This is a genomic window from Bifidobacterium catenulatum DSM 16992 = JCM 1194 = LMG 11043 (assembly GCF_001025195.1).
Taxonomy (GTDB): Bacteria; Actinomycetota; Actinomycetes; order Actinomycetales; family Bifidobacteriaceae; genus Bifidobacterium; species Bifidobacterium catenulatum.
The window spans coordinates 181,089-199,477 of the sequence record NZ_AP012325.1; the positions used below are offsets into that span (position 1 = coordinate 181,089).

General features: G+C 58.3%; 12 protein-coding genes and 1 other RNA gene. 9 read left to right on the forward strand and 4 right to left on the reverse strand.

What is annotated here, in order from left to right:
* Nucleotides 1–8 precede the first annotated feature (8 nt).
* From recR to BBCT_RS00680, 3 genes are all read left to right on the forward strand, one after another.
* Nucleotides 9–614: a recombination mediator RecR gene (gene recR / locus BBCT_RS00670; RefSeq protein WP_003836733.1), complete on the forward strand. Its 606-nt coding sequence runs from the start codon at nt 9–11 to the stop codon at nt 612–614.
* A 254-nt stretch (nt 615–868) separates the two neighbouring features.
* Entirely contained in the window at nt 869–1,630 is a 762-nt protein-coding gene (locus tag BBCT_RS00675) for an aspartate kinase (protein ID WP_003836731.1), read from the forward strand.
* 98 nt (nt 1,631–1,728) lie between these two features.
* Nucleotides 1,729–2,295, forward strand: coding sequence for an ACT domain-containing protein (locus tag BBCT_RS00680; protein ID WP_003836730.1), 567 nt, complete (start codon nt 1,729–1,731; stop codon nt 2,293–2,295).
* A 243-nt stretch (nt 2,296–2,538) separates the two neighbouring features.
* Here BBCT_RS00680 and asd read toward each other — a convergent pair whose 3' ends face one another.
* Nucleotides 2,539–3,633 carry an aspartate-semialdehyde dehydrogenase gene (asd, locus tag BBCT_RS00685; protein ID WP_003836728.1) on the reverse strand — a complete coding sequence of 365 codons (1,095 nt, stop codon included), beginning with the start codon at nt 3,631–3,633 and terminating at the stop codon, nt 2,539–2,541.
* 345 nt (nt 3,634–3,978) lie between these two features.
* Here asd and BBCT_RS00690 point away from each other — a divergent pair, with 345 nt between their 5' ends.
* The gene (locus BBCT_RS00690) at nt 3,979–4,599 is read left to right on the forward strand and encodes a DUF5701 family protein (protein WP_003836724.1); all 621 of its coding nucleotides are present in this window, start codon (nt 3,979–3,981) and stop codon (nt 4,597–4,599) included.
* 113 nt (nt 4,600–4,712) lie between these two features.
* Here BBCT_RS00690 and BBCT_RS00695 read toward each other — a convergent pair whose 3' ends face one another.
* Nucleotides 4,713–6,317: a metallophosphoesterase family protein gene (locus BBCT_RS00695; protein WP_003836717.1), complete on the reverse strand. Its 1,605-nt coding sequence runs from the start codon at nt 6,315–6,317 to the stop codon at nt 4,713–4,715.
* A gap of 198 nt (nt 6,318–6,515) precedes the next feature.
* Here BBCT_RS00695 and leuA point away from each other — a divergent pair, with 198 nt between their 5' ends.
* Entirely contained in the window at nt 6,516–8,426 is a 1,911-nt protein-coding gene (leuA, locus tag BBCT_RS00700; protein ID WP_003836716.1) for a 2-isopropylmalate synthase, read from the forward strand.
* Nucleotides 8,427–8,579: 153 nt separating this feature from the next.
* Here the strand turns inward: leuA and BBCT_RS00705 are convergent, their stop codons facing one another.
* On the reverse strand, nt 8,580–10,895 hold the full coding sequence (locus tag BBCT_RS00705) for a transglycosylase domain-containing protein (RefSeq protein WP_003836715.1): 2,316 nt from the start codon (nt 10,893–10,895) through the stop codon (nt 8,580–8,582).
* Between the two features lie 234 nt (nt 10,896–11,129).
* Between BBCT_RS00705 and BBCT_RS00710 the strand changes: the two genes are divergently transcribed.
* Nucleotides 11,130–12,272: an inositol-3-phosphate synthase gene (locus BBCT_RS00710; RefSeq protein WP_003836712.1), complete on the forward strand. Its 1,143-nt coding sequence runs from the start codon at nt 11,130–11,132 to the stop codon at nt 12,270–12,272.
* A gap of 87 nt (nt 12,273–12,359) precedes the next feature.
* Here BBCT_RS00710 and glf read toward each other — a convergent pair whose 3' ends face one another.
* Nucleotides 12,360–13,538, reverse strand: coding sequence for a UDP-galactopyranose mutase (gene glf / locus BBCT_RS00715; protein ID WP_047750554.1), 1,179 nt, complete (start codon nt 13,536–13,538; stop codon nt 12,360–12,362).
* A gap of 222 nt (nt 13,539–13,760) precedes the next feature.
* Here glf and ffs point away from each other — a divergent pair.
* The 3 genes from ffs (at nt 13,761) to topA (ending at nt 18,313) form a co-directional block, all read left to right on the forward strand.
* Nucleotides 13,761–13,857: signal recognition particle sRNA small type (gene ffs / locus BBCT_RS08700), an RNA gene on the forward strand.
* Nucleotides 13,858–13,910: 53 nt separating this feature from the next.
* Nucleotides 13,911–15,131 (forward strand): phosphatase PAP2 family protein, encoded by a 1,221-nt coding sequence (locus tag BBCT_RS00720; RefSeq protein ID WP_003836326.1) that lies wholly within the window; start codon nt 13,911–13,913, stop codon nt 15,129–15,131.
* A 125-nt stretch (nt 15,132–15,256) separates the two neighbouring features.
* The gene (gene topA, locus BBCT_RS00725; protein ID WP_003836324.1) at nt 15,257–18,313 is read left to right on the forward strand and encodes a type I DNA topoisomerase; all 3,057 of its coding nucleotides are present in this window, start codon (nt 15,257–15,259) and stop codon (nt 18,311–18,313) included.
* Nucleotides 18,314–18,389 lie beyond the last annotated feature (76 nt).

An 18,389-nucleotide genomic window follows, 5' to 3' on the forward strand; every position in this document is an offset into this window, starting at 1 on the left:
GGTGAACCATGGCACTGGCCTATGACGGCGCCATCCAACGACTGATCGACGCATTCGCGCATCTGCCCGGCATCGGGCCGAAAGGTGCGCAACGCATCGCCTTCTACCTGCTCAACGCATCCGACGAGGAAGCACAGACCCTGGTCGACGCCATCACCGAAGTCAAGGAAAAAATACGATTCTGCGACATTTGCGGCAACGTGTGCGAAACCAGCCCATGCCCGATCTGCGTCGATCCGCGCCGTGATCATAGCGTGATCTGCGTGGTCGAAGAGCCGAAAGACGTGATGAGCATCGAACGCACACGCGAATATCGCGGCCTATACCACGTGCTTGGCGGTGTCATCAATCCGATGGCTAACGTGCAGCCCAGCGACCTCAACATCGCCAAACTCATCGAACGACTCAAAGACAGCGAAGTCACCGAAGTGATTCTCGCGCTCAATCCGAACGTGGAAGGTGAGGCGACCACCAGCTTCCTTTCGCAGCTGCTTTCGCAAACCGACATCACGGTCACGCGCTTGGCGAGCGGTCTGCCGGTCGGTGGTGACCTCGAATATGCCGACGAAATCACGCTCGGACGTGCGTTGGCCGGGCGTCGCGCGGTCGTCTGACATTACCTTCGTCGCATTTGCCACATTCGTTACATTGCCGGCATATGCTAACGATCGTGCAAACGTTGCGCGGCGATCATGGAAGACCCGTGCGGAACGTATGTACGAAAAAACGCGCTGAGGATTTGCAAGGATTCCGTATACTGTTCCGTATGTTGGGCGTGCAGGGGCTTGACAAATCGAATTTTTCCTATAATCGACCAGCCTGCCTAGAATGGTCGGCAGGCAACACATTGAAGAAGATTGGATAAGTTGTGGCTCTCATCGTGCAGAAATTTGGCGGCTCTTCCGTAGCCGACCCAGAATCGATCAAGCGCGTGGCCCGACGCATCATCGAAACGAAGAACGCCGGCAATGACGTGGCCGTGGTGGTCTCCGCAATGGGAGACACCACCGACGACCTGATCGATCAGGCGCTCAGCATCGACTCCAACCCGCCGGCGCGCGAGATGGATATGCTGATGACCGCAGGCGAGCGTATTTCGATGAGTTTGCTCGCAATGGCAATTCATGCGGCCGGCTCTCACGCCTACTCCTTCACCGGATCCCAGGCTGGTTTCATGACCGACGCCCAGTTCGGTACTGCGCATATCAAGGCCGTGAAGCCTGAACGCGTGCGTCGTGCGCTCGACAAGGGTTCCGTGGCCATTGTGGCCGGCTTCCAAGGCGTGAACGAGGGTGGCGACGCCACCACGCTCGGCCGAGGCGGATCCGATACCTCCGCAGTGGCTTTGGCCGTGGCGCTGGACGCCGACGTATGCGAGATCTACACCGACGTCGATGGCGTGTTCACCGCCGATCCGCGTATTGTACCGACCGCACGTCGTATTCCCGTCATCGACTACGAGTCGATGCTGGAAATGTCGTCCTGCGGTTCCAAGGTGCTTGCCCTGCGTTGCGTGGAATACGCGCAGCGATTCAATATGCCGTTGCATGTGCGCAGCTCCTTCTCCCACCGCCGCGGCACGCTGATCGTGCCGGAAGATGTTGATCCGCGCATATTGCCGAATATCTGAGATTTGCAAGAAAAGAATCGCAAGGCATCGCAAGATATTGCAGGCAATCGCAAGGAAAACGCAAAATAAGCCAAGACTTTACAAACAAAGGTAAGAACATGAGCGAAAACAACAACCAGTCCTTGGGTGACCTGTTCCCCGATCTTGGACCGGAAGTCCCGATCATTTCCGGCGTCGCGCACGACAACACCGAATCGCTGGCCACCGTGCGCCGCGTGCCGAACGAGCCGGGCATGGCCGCCAAGGTGTTTACGCTGCTGGCTGAGGCCGGCGTGAACGTCGACATGATCGTGCAGGCCTCCGCTTCCACCGGCACCGCCGATATTTCCTTCACCGTGCCCGGTTCCGCCGCGGCCAAGGTGCGGGAAGTGCTGCAGGAGAAGCAGGACGAACTGGGTTACCAGTCCTTCGATATTGACGCCAACGTGGGCAAGGTGGCCGTGGTGGGCGTGGGTATGAAGACCCACTCCGGCCTGGCTGCCAAGTTCTTCAACGCGCTGAGCGACGAAGGCGTGAATGTGCTGATGATTTCCACGTCCGAAATTCGCATCGCCGCGCTGGTTCCGCTCGAGCAGCTGCAGGACGCCGTCCGTGCGCTGCACACTGCCTACGGCTTGGACGCTGAGCAGGTGGAAGCCGTGGTGTACGGCGGTACCGGTCGCTGACGCAATAGCACGTAATATCAATCGAAAAAAGACTTGGCTGGATTGCCTTAAGCATCTCAGCCAAGTCTTTTTTATTCCCATATCTGTTTTACAGATATTTTTGCAGATAATCTGCAAATAAAAAAGCGAAGGATTGCTGAATAATCAACAATCCTCCGCAATATTATGTTCTGCAGAAATCAGATATCACAATGTGCAATCATGCATGATCATGCGTAACTACAGAACATATGCAGATCGTTATCACTTCTTGGTGATGTAGCCGAGCGCCTTCAGCATTTCGGCGCTTTCCAGCGCACCGCCGGCGGCACCGCGCAGGGTGTTGTGAGCCAAGCCAACGAACTTCCAGTCGAAAATGGAATCCTCGCGCAGACGGCCGATGGAAACACCCATGCCACCCTCGTAATCCACGTCCTTCTTGACCTGCGGGCGATCATCGTCGGTCAGATATTGGATGAACTGCTTCGGCGCATGCGGCAAGCCAAGCTCTGAAGCCTGGCTTGTGTAGTTAACCAGGCGATCGACAAGCTCTTCCTTGGTTGGATTCTTGCCGAAGTTGATGAACACGGTGGCGGTGTGACCGTTGAGTACGGGCACGCGAATGCACTGCGACGTGATCTTCAGCGCACCGTCGAACGGCACGATCTCGCCCTTTTCCTCATCGACGTGACCGAACACCTTCAGCGGTTCCTTCTCGGACTTCTCCTCTTCGCCAGAGATGAACGGAATGATGTTGCCCATCATTTCAGGCCAGTCGTTGAACGTCTTGCCGGCGCCGGAAATGGCCTGGTAGGTGCTTACGATAACCTCGCGCGGCTCGAATTCCTTCCAAGCGGCGAGCGCCGGAGTGTAGGCCTGGATGGAGCAGTTCGGCTTGACGGCGATGAAGCCGTGCGTGGTGCCGAGACGCTTGCGCTGGTGCTCGATCACCTCATAATGCTCCGGATTGATTTCCGGCACGACCATCGGCACGTCCGGAGTCCAACGGTGGGCGCTGTTGTTCGACACGACCGGCGTTTCGGTCTTCGCGTATTCCTCTTCGATGGCGCGAATCTCAGCCTTCGGCATGTTTACTGCGGAGAACACGAAATCGACGTTCTTGACCACGTCTTCTACATCGGCCACGTTCTTGACGACCATGTTCTTCACGAATTCCGGCATCGGCGTTTCCATCTTCCAGCGACCGCCGATGGCCTCTTCGTAGGTCTTGCCGGCGCTGTGCGCGGACGCGGCAAGGGTGACCAATTCGAACCACGGATGGTTTTCGAGCAGCGTGACGAAGCGCTGTCCGACCATGCCCGTAGCTCCGAGAATGCCGACCTTAATCTTTTCGGACATAACAACCTCTCGCTTATGCTGGAACGGTTTCGTATGATTGCACGCTTGAGGTCGACCAGCCGGCCCCAAACGGCTTCGTGGACGGCCACATGCGTTGTTTAATCTTACGAAATCCGCGGAACAAGCATGTTCTCCTATCCGTATGCTGGTCTGCGCCGAGTATGCGTTTGGCGATTGTTGTGTGTGGCAGAATGACGTGCACTATTGGTATGGCTGCAGTAACGAGTAACAGGACATCGCGGTTGGCCTGATTGTCCGTGCTGATGCGTCGTCTGCACAAGTCCCGGTGCACGGGCTTCGAGGCTTTTCGCACTTTGGACGTATCGCTCGCGTACACTGGAAGCCATGTCGAAGGCATCAGAAGAAGCGCAAAAGCAGTTGGACCGTATCGTGGCGTTGGGCTATCCGGATGTGGCCGATATGTCGGCCGCCGCGTTCCGTGCTTTGGCACGCCCGATCATCCGTGCGCTGGAGGATTCCGATTTGGGCACGCAGATTCTGTTGGTGCCTACGCGCGAACTGGTGTCTCCTGAATCCCTGATTGCCCGTACTTCCATCAACCGTATGGCAGGATTCACCACCATGCCGCCGCGCGATATCGCCAGTTTCCTTCCGCAGGATGGTTTCGAACCTCCGGAAGGCCCGTTCTACCTGGTGATCGAACCGCATACCGGCACCTGCTACATCAATCGCGAGCCCGATGTGGCGCGCAAGTTGATCGATTCCGACGAGCGTTTGCCGCTTACGTTAGAAGAGGGACTTGCGATTGCCACGCAGCATCCGGAATGGTTGCTGGAGAAGAACGGCTTTAATTTGTTGGGATCGCGTTCCGCGGATGGTCGTGTGCCGAGTATTTGGATGAGTCAGAACGCGCCGCGATTGGGTGCGGTGTGGCCGAATTCCCGACATACATGGCTAGGCAACGCATTTTGCGTATCTCGTCGTGGCGTCAGCCTGTTCCATTGATTTTTGGATTTCCATTGATTTTCCGCTGATATTCTACGTTCCACGGATTGGCGATTGTCTGACGATATGCGGCATGCAAAGCCCGTTGATCCGCCGGTTCGGCTGTTGGCCACCTAGCGTTTGAAGCGCTTGAACAGTTTGGCGATGGCGTGGCCGGCTGCGGCGCACATCACCGATCCGATGCCCAGCAGTGTGACGGTGACCTGCGGGCGGCGCAATTCGTTGCGGATACCGATCAGATCGGTCACGCAATGGTCTTCGAAAAACACGCGTAATTCGTTGCTGGAGTAGCGTCCGACCAAGTCTCCCCACGTGAGCATGCGCGTCACGTAGCTGACCGGATTGTTTTCGCGGAATTCAAACAGGCGAATGCCGCGCAGTCGCGATTTCGGACCGTAGCATTCAAATCCGCAGGTCGGCGCGTAGCCAAGATCAATGTCGTGCACATGCCCGACGAACGCATTCTTATGGTCATGCCCGCAGAACAGCGCGAAATAGCCGCCTGCATCGCGCAGCGCCTGCACTTCGCCAACGTTTTCATCCGCGCATCCGATTGCCTCTCCAAGCCTTGAGCCAGGCCTGCACACGTCACGATCCAACACATAGCAATGCCCTGCGAACGTTCGCGCACCCTCCACCGCATTCGGCGTGTATGCGGGCACTTCGCGTAGGCAATCGTAGAACTCCTGCGGCGGAATATGCTGGAATGCGATCGCCGGAACCGCCGAACCGTCACCATTGCGCTCGCCCAGCTCGCGTTGCACTTGCTTCAGCCATTCGATCGCTTCCGGCGAAGGTGTGCCGTAGCCGTCGGAATCGGCCAAATCCCAGCCGCGTGAATTCGACGCATACTTTGCATAGGATGTCAGCGATTCTCGTCCGCCGGCAGTGTTGCCAACAGTATTGCCGGGTTTGCCAGTATTTCCAGCATGCTCGCAATCGTTGGAAAAGCTGCGATCGCCGTCAAACGCATTATCCGCATAATCGCCGGAATTCACCAGCATCACGCTCATCGCAATACGTCCCGACCCGTCGGAAGCTTCAATCGGAATCGCAAACGTGCCTGGTTCGAGCGCCAAGGGAGAAGAACCGGCGACAGGGTTCATGCAACCGGAAAACTCGCGGTATATGTCATCCTGCTCGTCTGCGAGAATGCCACACTGGAAATCGTGGTTGCCGTAGGTTGCCGCGAAGGGGATTCGCGCTTCCAATGCAGGTCCGAGGAATGCTGCGAACGTGTCCCGTACTTTCTGCCGCGTGCCGTCGAGTATGGTCGCGGCGGTCGCGCGATTGATGGATTGCGCCCATGATTCAAGCTTGTTGGCGGATCCGTCGCGCCCGTCGCGCTTGTTGCGTTTCACGAGTTTCGGCGAGTCGGTGCCGATGCCGTCAATCATCCAATTGTCGTCGGTCGGGGGCTGTTCGAGCAACGCTTTGGTGAGCGGATGGCGTTTGATGCCGTGGATTTTCGCTTCGATTTCGGTGACCGCGCGTATGTGCGTGCCCGGCTGCTCTCCGCGGCGGCGCAGGAACGTGTCGATGTATGCGGGGTCGTATCCGCGAATCTGGTCGCCGGTGAAGACGATCAGATCGGGGTGCGTTTTCTTAATGGCGGCTTCGATGAGACGGATCGTGTCTTCACGCACGTTCGGTCCGTCCTGAATATCGGCCATCTGCAGCACACGGAAGGTGCCGTCGCTGTTGAATCGCAGGGTCATGATGCTCACTGTAATGCGCGAAATCTGGATATGGGGTGAAAAAGAGACGAAAATCGTGGTCTGCCCGTCATATGGCGGAATGCCGGCGATATATGGGATTGGTTGCCGCTACTATGGGCGGCAGTGCAGGTAGGTAACATGCACGTAACAATGTGGGCCGGCAGAAGGCCTGCCCAGCTTTACAGATAAGGAGGAGTGATGGGTCAGGATCAATCGTCAGTGTTTGATCTCGCGGCAGTCGCCGCGGCGTCCAACGGAGGGAACAACGACCCGCTGCTGCCTCCGGCGCGTTACATTGGAGCTCCGCAAAAGCCCAGCAAGATGCCGTACAACAAGTACGTCGCATACGATAAGCAGGTGCCGTTTGATTACCCGGAGCGTACGTGGCCGGGCAAGCGACTGCAGCGTGCACCGCGTTGGTGTTCCGTCGATCTTCGTGACGGCAACCAGGCCCTCGTCAACCCGATGGATTCCGAGCGCAAGCTGCGTTTCTGGAATCTGCTGGTGTCGTTGGGCTTCAAGGAGATCGAGGTCGGCTTCCCGTCGGCTTCCGAAACCGATTACGATTTCATTCGCATGCTAATCGAGCGTGAGCTCATTCCTGACGACGTTACGATCGTGGTGCTGACGCAGGCTCGCGAGCACCTGATTCGCAAGACTTACGAGTGCTTGAAGGGGGCCAAGCGCGCCGTCGTGCACTTCTATAACTCCGTGTCCGTGCTGCAGCGCGAGGTCGTGTTCCGTAAGGATAAGGCCGGCATCAAGAAGCTCGCTACCGACGCGGCCACTCTGTGCAAGGAGCTTGAGGGCGAGGCCGAGGGTATCGACCTGTATTACGAGTATTCTCCGGAATCCTTCACCGGCACCGAGCCGGAGTACGCCGTTGAGGTGTGTAATGCGGTGATCGATGTGATCAAGCCGACTCCGGAACATCCGATGATTATCAATCTGCCGGCAACGGTGGAAATGACCACCCCGAACGTGTTTGCCGATCAGGTGGAATACGTGTCGAACAATCTGGTGCCGCGCGACGCCGTAGTGCTGTCGCTGCACCCGCACAACGATGAAGGCATGGGCGTGGCCGCCACCGAGTTGGCCGTGCTTGCCGGCGCCGATCGCGTTGAGGGTTGCCTGCTGGGCAACGGCGAGCGCACCGGCAACGTCGATTTGGTTACGCTTGGTTTGAACTTCCTCACGCAGGGCATCGATCCGCAGATCGATTATTCCAACGTTCCTGAGATTCGCAAGACGGTTGAGTACTGCAACCAGCTGAAGATTTCCGAGCGTCACCCGTATGCCGGCAATTTCGTGTTCACCGCGTTCTCCGGCTCGCATCAGGACGCCATTAAGAAGGGTCTTGAGGCTCGTCAGGTGGCCGCCGACCGCGCTGGCGCCGATCTTGACAGCTTTGTGTGGCTGGTGCCGTATCTGCCGATCGATCCGAAGGATATCGGCCGTACGTATGAGGCCATTATCCGCGTGAACTCTCAGTCCGGCAAGGGCGGTATGGCTTACCTGCTGAAGACCAACCATAATCTTGATCTGCCGAAGCGCCTGCAGGTCGAGTTCGACAAGGTCGTGCAGGCGTACGCCGATGCAACCAAGAAGGAAGTCAAGGACGAAGATATTTGGCGTCTGTTCAAGGACGAGTATCTGCCGGTTGAAGAGTCTGGCGCCACCGCCGCGGGCGCTGTGGTCGGCGACAGCAAGGATGAATCCCTCGAACAGTGGGGTCGTCTGAAGCTGCTGAAGGTTTCGGTCTCTTCTGGTGAAGACGGTTCTGATACCGTGTTGAAGGCCAAGATCCTTGACCGTGGCATGAATGTCGGTGTTGATGAGCCGGTGGAGCGTGAGGTTTCCGGCATGGGTAATGGCCCGCTTGCCGCTTTCCTGAACGCGCTGAGCAATTTCGGCATTGAGGCTTCCGTAATGGATTATGTGGAGCACACCATGTCCGTCGGCACCGACGCCATGGCCGCTTCCTATGTGGAATGCCAGATCGGTGAGGAAGATGATCCGCGGATCGTGTGGGGTGTCGGCATCGACACGTCCATCGTCACCAGCTCGCTGAAGGCCATTATTTCGGCCATCAACCGTTCCGAGCGCTGATTTCCGCGGGTTTCCGCTTTTCATAGAAGTAAGGGCCTGTGACGTGCTTCGTTGGCGAGTGCGTCACAGGCCCTTTGTGTTTTGATTTTTTGTTTTCCTATTCTTTTTCGTGTGATTCCGCCAACAGCGGCCGAATTTGCTTGCAGACGTCGGTTATTGGGCTCCGCTCGGCTGGCCTCCGCCGGAGGTGCCGTCTCCGTTGCCAGTGGAGCCACCGGCTCCGCCTGCAGCGCCACTGCCGTCGCTGCCGCTGCCGTCGCCGGTCCCGCTGCCGTCACCGTTGCTACCGTTGTCGGAATTCTCTCCGTCTCCGTCTCCGTCTCCGCTGCTGTTCTGATCGCTGTTCTGCGTCGGATCAGGCGTGGTCTGCTCGGTGTTCTCCTCGACCTTCGGCACCTCTTGGCTCTGCCGTGTTTGGGTCTTCTGCGCGCCGGTGCCCCACGTGCCGTCCGGGCCGCCGATCTTGCCGTTGTCGGTCGGCTCGGTGAAGGTCAGCACCTCCTGATTCTGCAGGGCGAGCGACATGAACTCCTCAAACAGATGCGACGGGTAGCCGGTGGAGGAAACGCCATAGCCTGCGAACGGTGGCACTTCCTGCGCGCTGCCGTCTTCCGCAGGATTCCAAATGGCCCACACATTGAGCAGCTGCGGCGTATAGCCTACGAATGAGGCGGCCTTCTCATCATTCGCGGTGCCGGACTTGCCGGCCACCTGGCGTCCGAGACGTGCTGAAACACCGGCCGCGGTGCCGTACGTGGTGGTGCCCTGCATGGCCTTCTGCACCAAGTGGCAGTCGTTCGCCTCGAACACCTGCTGGTTCTCCTGCGCCGTCTTGTACAGTTCCTTCGAACCATCGGACGTGAGCACCTTGTCGACGATGTGCAACGTGTTTTTCACTCCATCGTTGGCAATGGTGGAGTGGCCCTGAGCCAGATCCCATACGGTAATGCCGTTAATGCCCAGAATATTGTAGGTGGTGTCTTCGGCAATGTCTCCCTCAATGCCCGCCTGATGCGCGATTTTGGCGAGATTCGCGGCGCCGAGATGCTTGTTGACCTCCATGAACACGGTGTTCACTGAATTCGCGGTCGCCTGATAGAGGTTGATATAACCCCAGTTGGTATTAAGTGCGTTCGGTACCTGCGCGGTGGTTCCTGGAGTCGTCTCAAACGTCAGGCCGGAATTACCGTTGAACAACGTATTGAAATTCACACCCTCCTGAGCGGCTCCCAGCAGACCGAACGGCTTCATCGTGGAGCCCGGCTCGAATGTGGACTGTGTGACGTTGTTGAGCTGCTTGGTGAGGTAATCGTTGCCCGCATACATGGCCTTGACGGAACCGGTCTTCTGATCGACCGCAATGCCGCCCACCTGAATGCTTTCCGGCATGCCTTCCGGCCGGGTGTCGCCGACCTGTTGGATCTCGTCCTGCATGCCCTTGTCAAGCGTGGTGACAATCTTGTAGCCGCCGGTTTCCAAATCGTCGGCGGTGAACGCCTTGGAATTGACCAGTTCGTTCTTCACCGTGGTCAGCAGATACCCGTTGGCGCCTGCCATCTGGTTGTTCTGCTGGATTTCCGCCACGGCGGGGAACTGCGCTTCCTTCTTTTCCTTGGCGGTGATGTAGCCATCTTCCCTCATGATGTTGAGCACGCGGTCGTATCGCTTTTCAGCCTGCTCAGGGTTGACGGCCGGATCCCATGAGCTCGGCGCAGGAATGATGCCTGCCAGCATGGCGGATTCCGACAAGGTCAGATCACTGGCGTTCTTGTTGAAATACGCCTTCGCCGCCGCCTGGATGCCATACGCGCCACGACCAAGGTAAATCGTGTTCATGTAATTGCAAAGCACCTGGCTTTTATCTTGTGCCTGCGCGATCTTGATGGCCAGGAACGCTTCCCTGAGCTTGCCGGAATACGACGTGGTTTCGCCCAGATAATATCGTTCCGCATACTGCTGGGTGATAGTCGAACCACCTTGCCTGCTGCCGGTGGTCAAGTTCGTATACAGCGCTCGCGCGATGCCATACAGGTCGATGCCCTTGTTGGTGTAGAAGGATCGGTCTTCCGATGCGACGATCGCGTTGCCCACGTAATCAGGCAGTACCGCACAGTCGATGATTTCGCGGTTTTGCTCCGCGTAACTGCCGATTTCCGTAGTGCCGTCGGCATAGTAGACGGTTGTTTTTTCGGCGAGGGCGAACTTCTCCGGTTCAGGGATTTCCGTGGTGATATACATGTAGGCGAACAGGCCGATTCCTGCCGCGAGCAGCGCCGCGAAGATGCCGAGTACCCACTTCAGTACGAGATGCTTGCGCTTGTTCTGCTTTTTCTTAGGTCCGTTGGCGCGGTGCGATCCGTGGTTCTGCGGCTTGGGCGCGCTATGGGATGCGTTGCTGCGATTGCTGCTGGCGCCACCGTTGCGGGCGCTTCTTGAGCGTGAGCTTACGCTTCGTGTGTGTGAAACCATAGGTTCCACCGTAGCTGATTGACTTGAGAAATCAGGTGGAAATGGGGCACGTTTGCTTTGGTAGGGCCATTTTTGCGCAGCTCTTTTACAAATCGACAGTTTGCAGGACGTTGCCTCAATATCGGCTGTTTTTCAGGGTTTTGTCAGTTTTTCAGGTGCCTTTTCGCTGTTTCGCAGGTATGCTTGAAACTTGGTACCTGTGAAACGCATATATAACAGAGGAGCCGTTTACAGATGAGCATTCGTGTAGCTATCGCCGGTGTAGGCAATTGCGCTTCGTCGCTGGTGCAGGGCGTTGAATACTACAAAGACACGAAGGACGAGGATAAGATTCCCGGCCTGATGCATAACAATTTCGGCGGATACCGCGTACGCGACATCGAATTCGTCACCGCGTTCGACGTGGATGCGCTGAAGGTCGGCAAGGACTTGTCTGAAGCCATCGAGGCGTCGCAGAACAACACGATCAAGTTCGCCGACGTGCCGAACTTGGGCGTCGAGGTGCTGCGCGGCCCGACCAACGATGGTTTGGGCGAGTACTACCGTCAGATGATTGAAGAGTCCGATGCCGAGCCGGTCGACGTGGCCCAGGTGCTGCGTGACAAGAAGGTCGACGTGCTTGTTTCCTACCTGCCGGTCGGTTCCGAGCAGGCCGACAAGGCGTACGCCCAAGCCGCCATGGACGCCGGATGCGCGTTCGTGAACTGCTTGCCGGTGTTCATCGCCTCCGATCCGGAATGGGCGCAGAAGTTCCGTGACGCCGGCGTGCCGATCGTCGGTGACGACATCAAGTCCCAAGTTGGTGCCACGATCACGCACCGCGTGCTCGCCCGCCTGTTTGAAGACCGTGGCGTGCGCCTGGACCGCACGTACCAGCTCAATGTGGGCGGCAACATGGACTTCATGAACATGCTGCAGCGCTCGCGTTTGGAGTCCAAGAAGATTTCCAAGACCCGCGCCGTCACCTCCGTGGTGCCGCACGATATGGACCCGCACAATGTGCATATCGGCCCGTCCGATTACGTGGCATGGCTTGACGACCGTAAGTTCGCGTTCGTGCGTCTTGAGGGCACCACGTTCGGCGATGTACCGCTGAGCTTGGAATACAAGCTGCAGGTGTGGGATTCCCCGAATTCCGCCGGTATTGTGATTGACGCCGTGCGCGCCGCCAAGATCGCGCTCGATCGTCATCTGGCTGGTCCGATTCTGGCTCCGAGCGCGTACTTCATGAAGTCGCCGGCCGTGCAGCATGAGGATGGCGAGGCTCGCCGCTTGGTGGAGGAATTCATCAAGGGCGACGTCGAAGGCGATGAGGCTCAGCTTGACGCCGATGTTGCCGCCGCCAAGGCCGCCGGCAAGGATGTGTGGCGCGCCTGATTTTTGGTTCGCCTGATATGAAGAATCCCCAACCCACCGACGGTGGGTTGGGGATTCTTCATTACGATTTGAAAACGATGCGTATCGTCACTTCTTGAGGAGTGGTTCGACCTGTTCCTCGTACGCGGTCAGCGCGGTGTCGATCACCTGATGCATGTCGTAGTACTTGTACGTGCCCAGACGGCCGCCGAACACCGTGAGCGGTTCGGCCTTCGCGAGCTCCTCGTACCTCGCGTACAGCGCCTTGTCGGCCTCCGTGTTGATCGGATAGTACGGTTCGTCGCCGCGCTCGGCGAAACGGCTGTACTCCTCCCACACCACGGTCCTGTCCGGGTTCTGCGAGTCCCTGCGTTCCGGGTTGAAGTTCTTGAACTCGATCGCGCGCGTGTACGGCACGTCGGCGTCGGAGAAGTTCATCACCGGGCATCCGAAATGGTCGCCCTCGTCGTAGCGCACCTCTTTGAAGTCGACCGTACGCCACTTGAGCTCGCCCAGCGAATAGTCGAAGTAGCGGTCCACCGGGCCCGTGTACACCACCGGCACGCCCGCCGCGGCCAGGGCCTTCCTGTTGAACGGCTGCGAGGCGTCGAAGAAGTCGGTCTTCAGGGTCACGTGGATGCGCGGGTCGTCGATCATGCGCTCCATCCACGCGGTGTAGCCGTCCGTCGGCAGGCCTTCCCACGTGTCCTTGAAATAGCGGTTGTCGTAGTTGAAGCGCACCGGCAGGCGGTTGATGATGCCCGCGGGCAGGTCCTTCGGATCGGTCTGCCACTGCTTGCCCGTGTAGTTCTTGATGAACGCCTCGTACAGGGGGCGGCCGATCAGCGAAATGCCCTTGTCGTTGAGGTTCTGGGGGTCCGTGCCCGCCAATTCGCCGGCCTGCCCGTCGATCAGGGCCTTCGCCTCGGCCGGCGTGTAACGCGCGTGGAAGAACTGGTTGATCGTGCCCAGGTTGATCGGCAGGGGGTACACCTCGCCGTCGTGCGTGGCGTACACGCGGTGCACGTAGGAGGTGAACGAGGTGAACCTGTTCACGTACTCCCACACGCGCCTGTTGGACGTGTGGAACAGGTGGGCGCCGTACTTGTGGATCTCCGCGCCGGTCTCCTCGTCCATGTAGCTGTACGCGTTGCCGCCGATGTGGTCGCGCACGTCGATGATCTCCACCCTGACGCCCAAACGCTCCACGGCCTGCTGGGCCACGGTCAGGCCGAACAGGCCCGCGCCCACGACCACCAGATCGGGATACTCCACCGCTTCAGTCATAAGAACAACCTTCCGAACTCAAACAAACACACAATACTCGTGTGCGATTCCTCATCAAGCATACCCGTCCGCCCTCCTTAACGTGGGTTTCTAATGTGGGACGTGGCATTTTTGATGTTCGATTTCCGTGTGGCACTGTCTGTGACGCTGTCTGTGGCACGGCTTGCGTTGGGCTTGTACGTGGCCTGTGACGCGGTTCGGTCCGGGCATGGTGTACACTGGTCTTTGCCTCCGCGTGGCGGTATGTCACCCAACTCCCCCAGGGCAGGAATGCAGCAAGGGTAAGTGGCCTCTTCCGGGTGCGTGGAGGTTTTCTTATATCTTCTTGCCATTCCCGTATACCGTAGAGACAATGCCGTATTCTCGGTGACTATGACCGACGAATTCAAGCCAATCATCCGAGACCCGCATAAGTCCGCGAATATGCTGGAGCAGCCGGTCGTGCCCGTTCCTGCGCCGCAGCCGTCATTGCCGCAGACGGATTCCCAACAATCCTCGCCGCAGTTCGCGCCGAGTCCCGCACAATCCGCGCCGGATCAACAATCCCCGCAGTCCTGGCAAAGACTGAGCTTTCCCGACGCCGCGCCGGTCTCGCCGATTGCGCAAACCGCCCAAATCGATCCGATCGAACAGGTGCTTTCCCCGCGTGAAGTGAACGCAGGACTCGCCAAAGCCGATCCGCTGACCCGTCATCCGCGCGTGTCGAGCATCATACTCAGCGTGGTGTTCGGTCTGCTGCTGCTTGCCGCCGCAGCGGGCGTCTGGTGGTTGGGCGTGCGCACGATGGAAGGTCAAAGCTATGAAGACATGGTCTGGTCGAAATTCGACGCGGCTCTGCCGGGATGGCTGGAACCGGTCGTGCATGTCTTCACCATTTCCACCGTTGTAATCGCAACAAGCGCGATTATGTCGATAATCGCCCTCGCCGTACTCATCGTAAGAAAACGATGGCTGTTGATTGCGCAACTGGCGGTATTCGGCGGAATCTGCTTTGCCGCAGCGGAATTGCTGAAGCCGCTGCTGCCACGTCCGTACTTAATTAATCTGGAATCAAATCCCAATAATTCCGCGCCTTCTGGGCATGCCATACTCGCAGCGACTGCGGGGGTGATCCTGTTGTGCGCCGTGCCTCGCATGTGTCGTGCGTTGGTCGCGGTGATTGGTTGGGCGTACGCGGTGCTTGTCGGATTGTCGGTGATCGCAGGGCAGTGGCACCGCCCGACCGACGTGATCATGGCATTGCTGATCGTCGGAGGAGTGGCTATGCTCATGCTCGCCGCAACGTTTGCGAACGGTATGGATGAGCCCGGATCGCGTGCATCGTCGCCTTCCGTGCAGATTGTCGGCAGCGTGTTGCTGACGTTCGGTGTGCTTGGCACCCTGTATGGCGCGTACATTATTTGGCAGATCCAGCCGGGACTTGCGATGAGCGCGGAATGGACGAATTCCGGCGCGCATCTTTCCACGGTGATTTTGACTGCTTCCGTCGCGTCGCTGGTGTTCGGCCTGGTGCTGACCATGCGTCAGCTGACTGCCTCGCCACTGACGCAACTTGGACTGGTGGGGGCTCCTCCGGCACCGCCGAAACGCTGACGACCATGCCTGCGATCGCACCGAAATTTTACGGCGAAGGCCGCTCGCGCCACACGGGCGGTTTGCCAACTGCATACGGTCAGTGAGTATTATTGCGTTGCAAACGCTAGTAATAAGGAGTGGCTATGGCTACCGGCAGCAAGCTCGTGATTGTGGAGTCTCCCACCAAGGCCAAGAAAATCGGTGGGTATTTGGGCTCCGAATATACGGTGATGGCCTCGGTCGGCCATATTCGAGATCTTGCGCAGCCAAGCCAGGTGCCGGCCGCCGACAAAACCAAATTCGGCAAGTTCGGCGTTGACGTGGAAGACGGATTCAAGCCGTACTACATCGTCGATGGCAACAAGAAGAAAACCGTATCCGAACTGAAAAGCGCGTTGAAAAAAGCCGACACCCTGTACCTCGCAACCGATGAGGATCGCGAAGGGGAGGCCATCGCCTGGCATCTGGTACAGACGCTCAAGCCGAAAGTGCCGGTCAAACGCATGGTGTTCCACGAAATCACGAAGGAAGCTATCAAAGCGTCGCTTGACAATACTCGCGACGTTGACGACGACATGGTCGATGCCCAGGAGACCCGCCGTATTCTGGACCGCCTGTACGGCTATGAGCTTTCTCCGGTGCTGTGGCGCAAGGTTGGACCGGGTCTTTCCGCGGGCCGCGTGCAGTCCGTCGCCACGCGTTTGATCGTGGAGCGCGAGCGTGAGCGTATGGCGTTCGTGCGTGCCCCGTATTGGGATGTCACCGCAACGTTGGAAGCGCCGGATGCCGATGGCAATAATGTTGCGTTTGATTCTCGTATGGTGTCGCTTGGTGGGTGTCGTTTGGCGGGTTCCAAGGATTTCGGCGCCGATGGCAAGCTGACTGCGGCCGGTGCGAAGGACCGGGTCGTGCAGTTGGATGAGGCGCAGGCTTCCGCGATTGCGCAGGCGTTGGAATTTGCAACGTTTACCGTCGCGTCGATGGAAACGAAGCCGTACCGTCGCCGTCCGGTTCCACCGTTCACTACGTCCACATTGCAGCAGACCGCCGGCAATCGTCTCGGCATGAGCTCGCGTCAGACCATGCGCGCGGCGCAAGGATTATATGAAAACGGCTATATTACCTACATGCGTACCGATTCGGTGACGCTGTCGCAGGAAGCGATCGCAGCCGCTCGTGAAGCGGTCGTCAAGCATTTCGGCGAAAACTATTTGTCGGACGCGCCGAAACAATATGCCACAAAAACCGCGGGCGCGCAGGAAGCCCACGAATGCATTAGGCCGGCGGGTGCGAAATTCCGCGATCCTGCGGAAATCGCAAGTAAAGTGCCGGCCGACCAGCTCAAGCTGTACACGCTGATCTGGCAGCGCACGCTTGCCTGCCAGATGGCAGACGCAACCGGTTCCACGGCGACCGTGCGACTGTCTGCACCGACCGAATCGAATGGGGAAGCCATGTTCCAGGCTTCCGGCACTGTCATCGAATTCCCCGGCTTTATGAAGGCGACCGGTGAGGGTCGCCGCGCGTCCGCCGAATCGAAGAAGGGTGATGCTACTGGAAGCGTTGAACAGGCTGCGCAATCCGGCAAATCCAGCAAAGCTGATAAGAAGTCGGATGACAATGTGTCGCTGCCGCCGATGAATCCGGGCGATGCGCTCGCCGCGGTGGCGGTTGGTGCCGACGGACATGAAACTCAGCCTCCGGCGCGTTACACCGAAGCGTCGCTCGTGAAAACGTTGGAACAGAAGGAAATCGGCCGCCCGTCCACGTATGCGAGCATTATTTCCACGATTATCGATCGCGGGTACGTGTATGAGCGCGGTCGTGCGTTGATTCCGTCGTGGCTCGCGTTCTCCGTGGTCAAATTGCTGGAAACGAAGTTCCCGCGGTATGTGGATTACGAGTTCACTGCCGATATGGAAAGCGGTCTTGACCAGATCGCGAGTGGTCAGGAGACCGGCCGCAATTGGCTGACCCGCTTCTATTTCGGTTCCGGTGAGGGTTCCGCGCAGTCTGCGGACGAGGCGCATGCCGGTTTGCAGCAGCAGGTCGCGCAGTTGGGTGAAATTGACGCTCGCGAGATCAATACGATTGAGATCGGCGACGGTTTGCATGTGCGCGTCGGCAGGTATGGCCCGTATCTGGAGGATGTGAACCATCTGGATGATGAGGGAAATCCGAAGCGTGCGTCGCTGCCGGATACTCTCGCTCCGGATGAGCTGACGGTGGAAGTCGGTCATGATTTGATCGAGAATCATTCCGGCGGTCCGCGCGCACTTGGTGTTGATCCGGTTTCCGGGGGCACTGTTGAAGTGCGTAATGGCCGTTTCGGCCCGTATGTTGCGTTGGTGATGCCTTTTGCGGATGCTGGTGCTGACGGTGACGTGGCTGGTGACGGCAAGCCGAAGAAGGTCAAGAGCGCTAAGAAGGCTGCCGATCGCCCGAAGATGGCGTCGTTGTTTAAGACGATGAGCCCGGAATCGTTGACGTTGGATGATGCGTTGCGTCTGCTGAGTTTGCCTCGTGAAGTTGGCTCTTATGAGGAAGCGAACGCTCAGACCGGTGAAGTGCAGACGGTTGTTGTGCAAGCCAATAATGGTCGTTACGGCCCGTATTTGACGAAGACTGGTGCCGATGGCAAGTCGGATACGCGTTCGCTCGCTTCGGAAGATGAGATTTTCACGGTTGATTTGGATAAGGCGAAGGAACTGTTCGCCCAGCCGAAGTATGGCCGTGGGCGCGGTCGTGGCGCTGCCAAGCCGCCGCTGCGTGAACTGGGCGTCGATCCGGAAACGCAAAAGCAGGTGACCATCAAGGAAGGCTTCTACGGCGCGTATATCACCGATGGTGAAACGAACCGTACGTTGCCGAAGCAGTATGCTCCCGAGTCGATCGAGCCGGCTGAGGCGTTCCGTCTGCTGGCGGAGAAGCGTGCGCAGGGTCCGTCGAAGAGGCGTGGACGCAAGGGTGTTGCTGGCAAGGGTGGTGCTAAGAAGACTGCTGCTAAGGGTGCTAAGGCTTCTGCTGATCAAGTTCGTGCCGATCGCCGTGCCAAGGTGCGCGAGTTGGCCGATAAGGGTTGGGCCAACACCCGTATCGCCAAGGAGATCGGTTCCACGCCGACCACGGTGAAGGCCGATGTGGAATGGCTCGCTGCCAACGAAGGCTACACCCGTCCCGCCGTAGTTCCCGCCCGGTGATGAATATGCAGGGCATATTCATCACCTTTGAGGACGGATAGCCCGGTGGGCTGTTCGTAGCAGTGAGCAGCGGTAG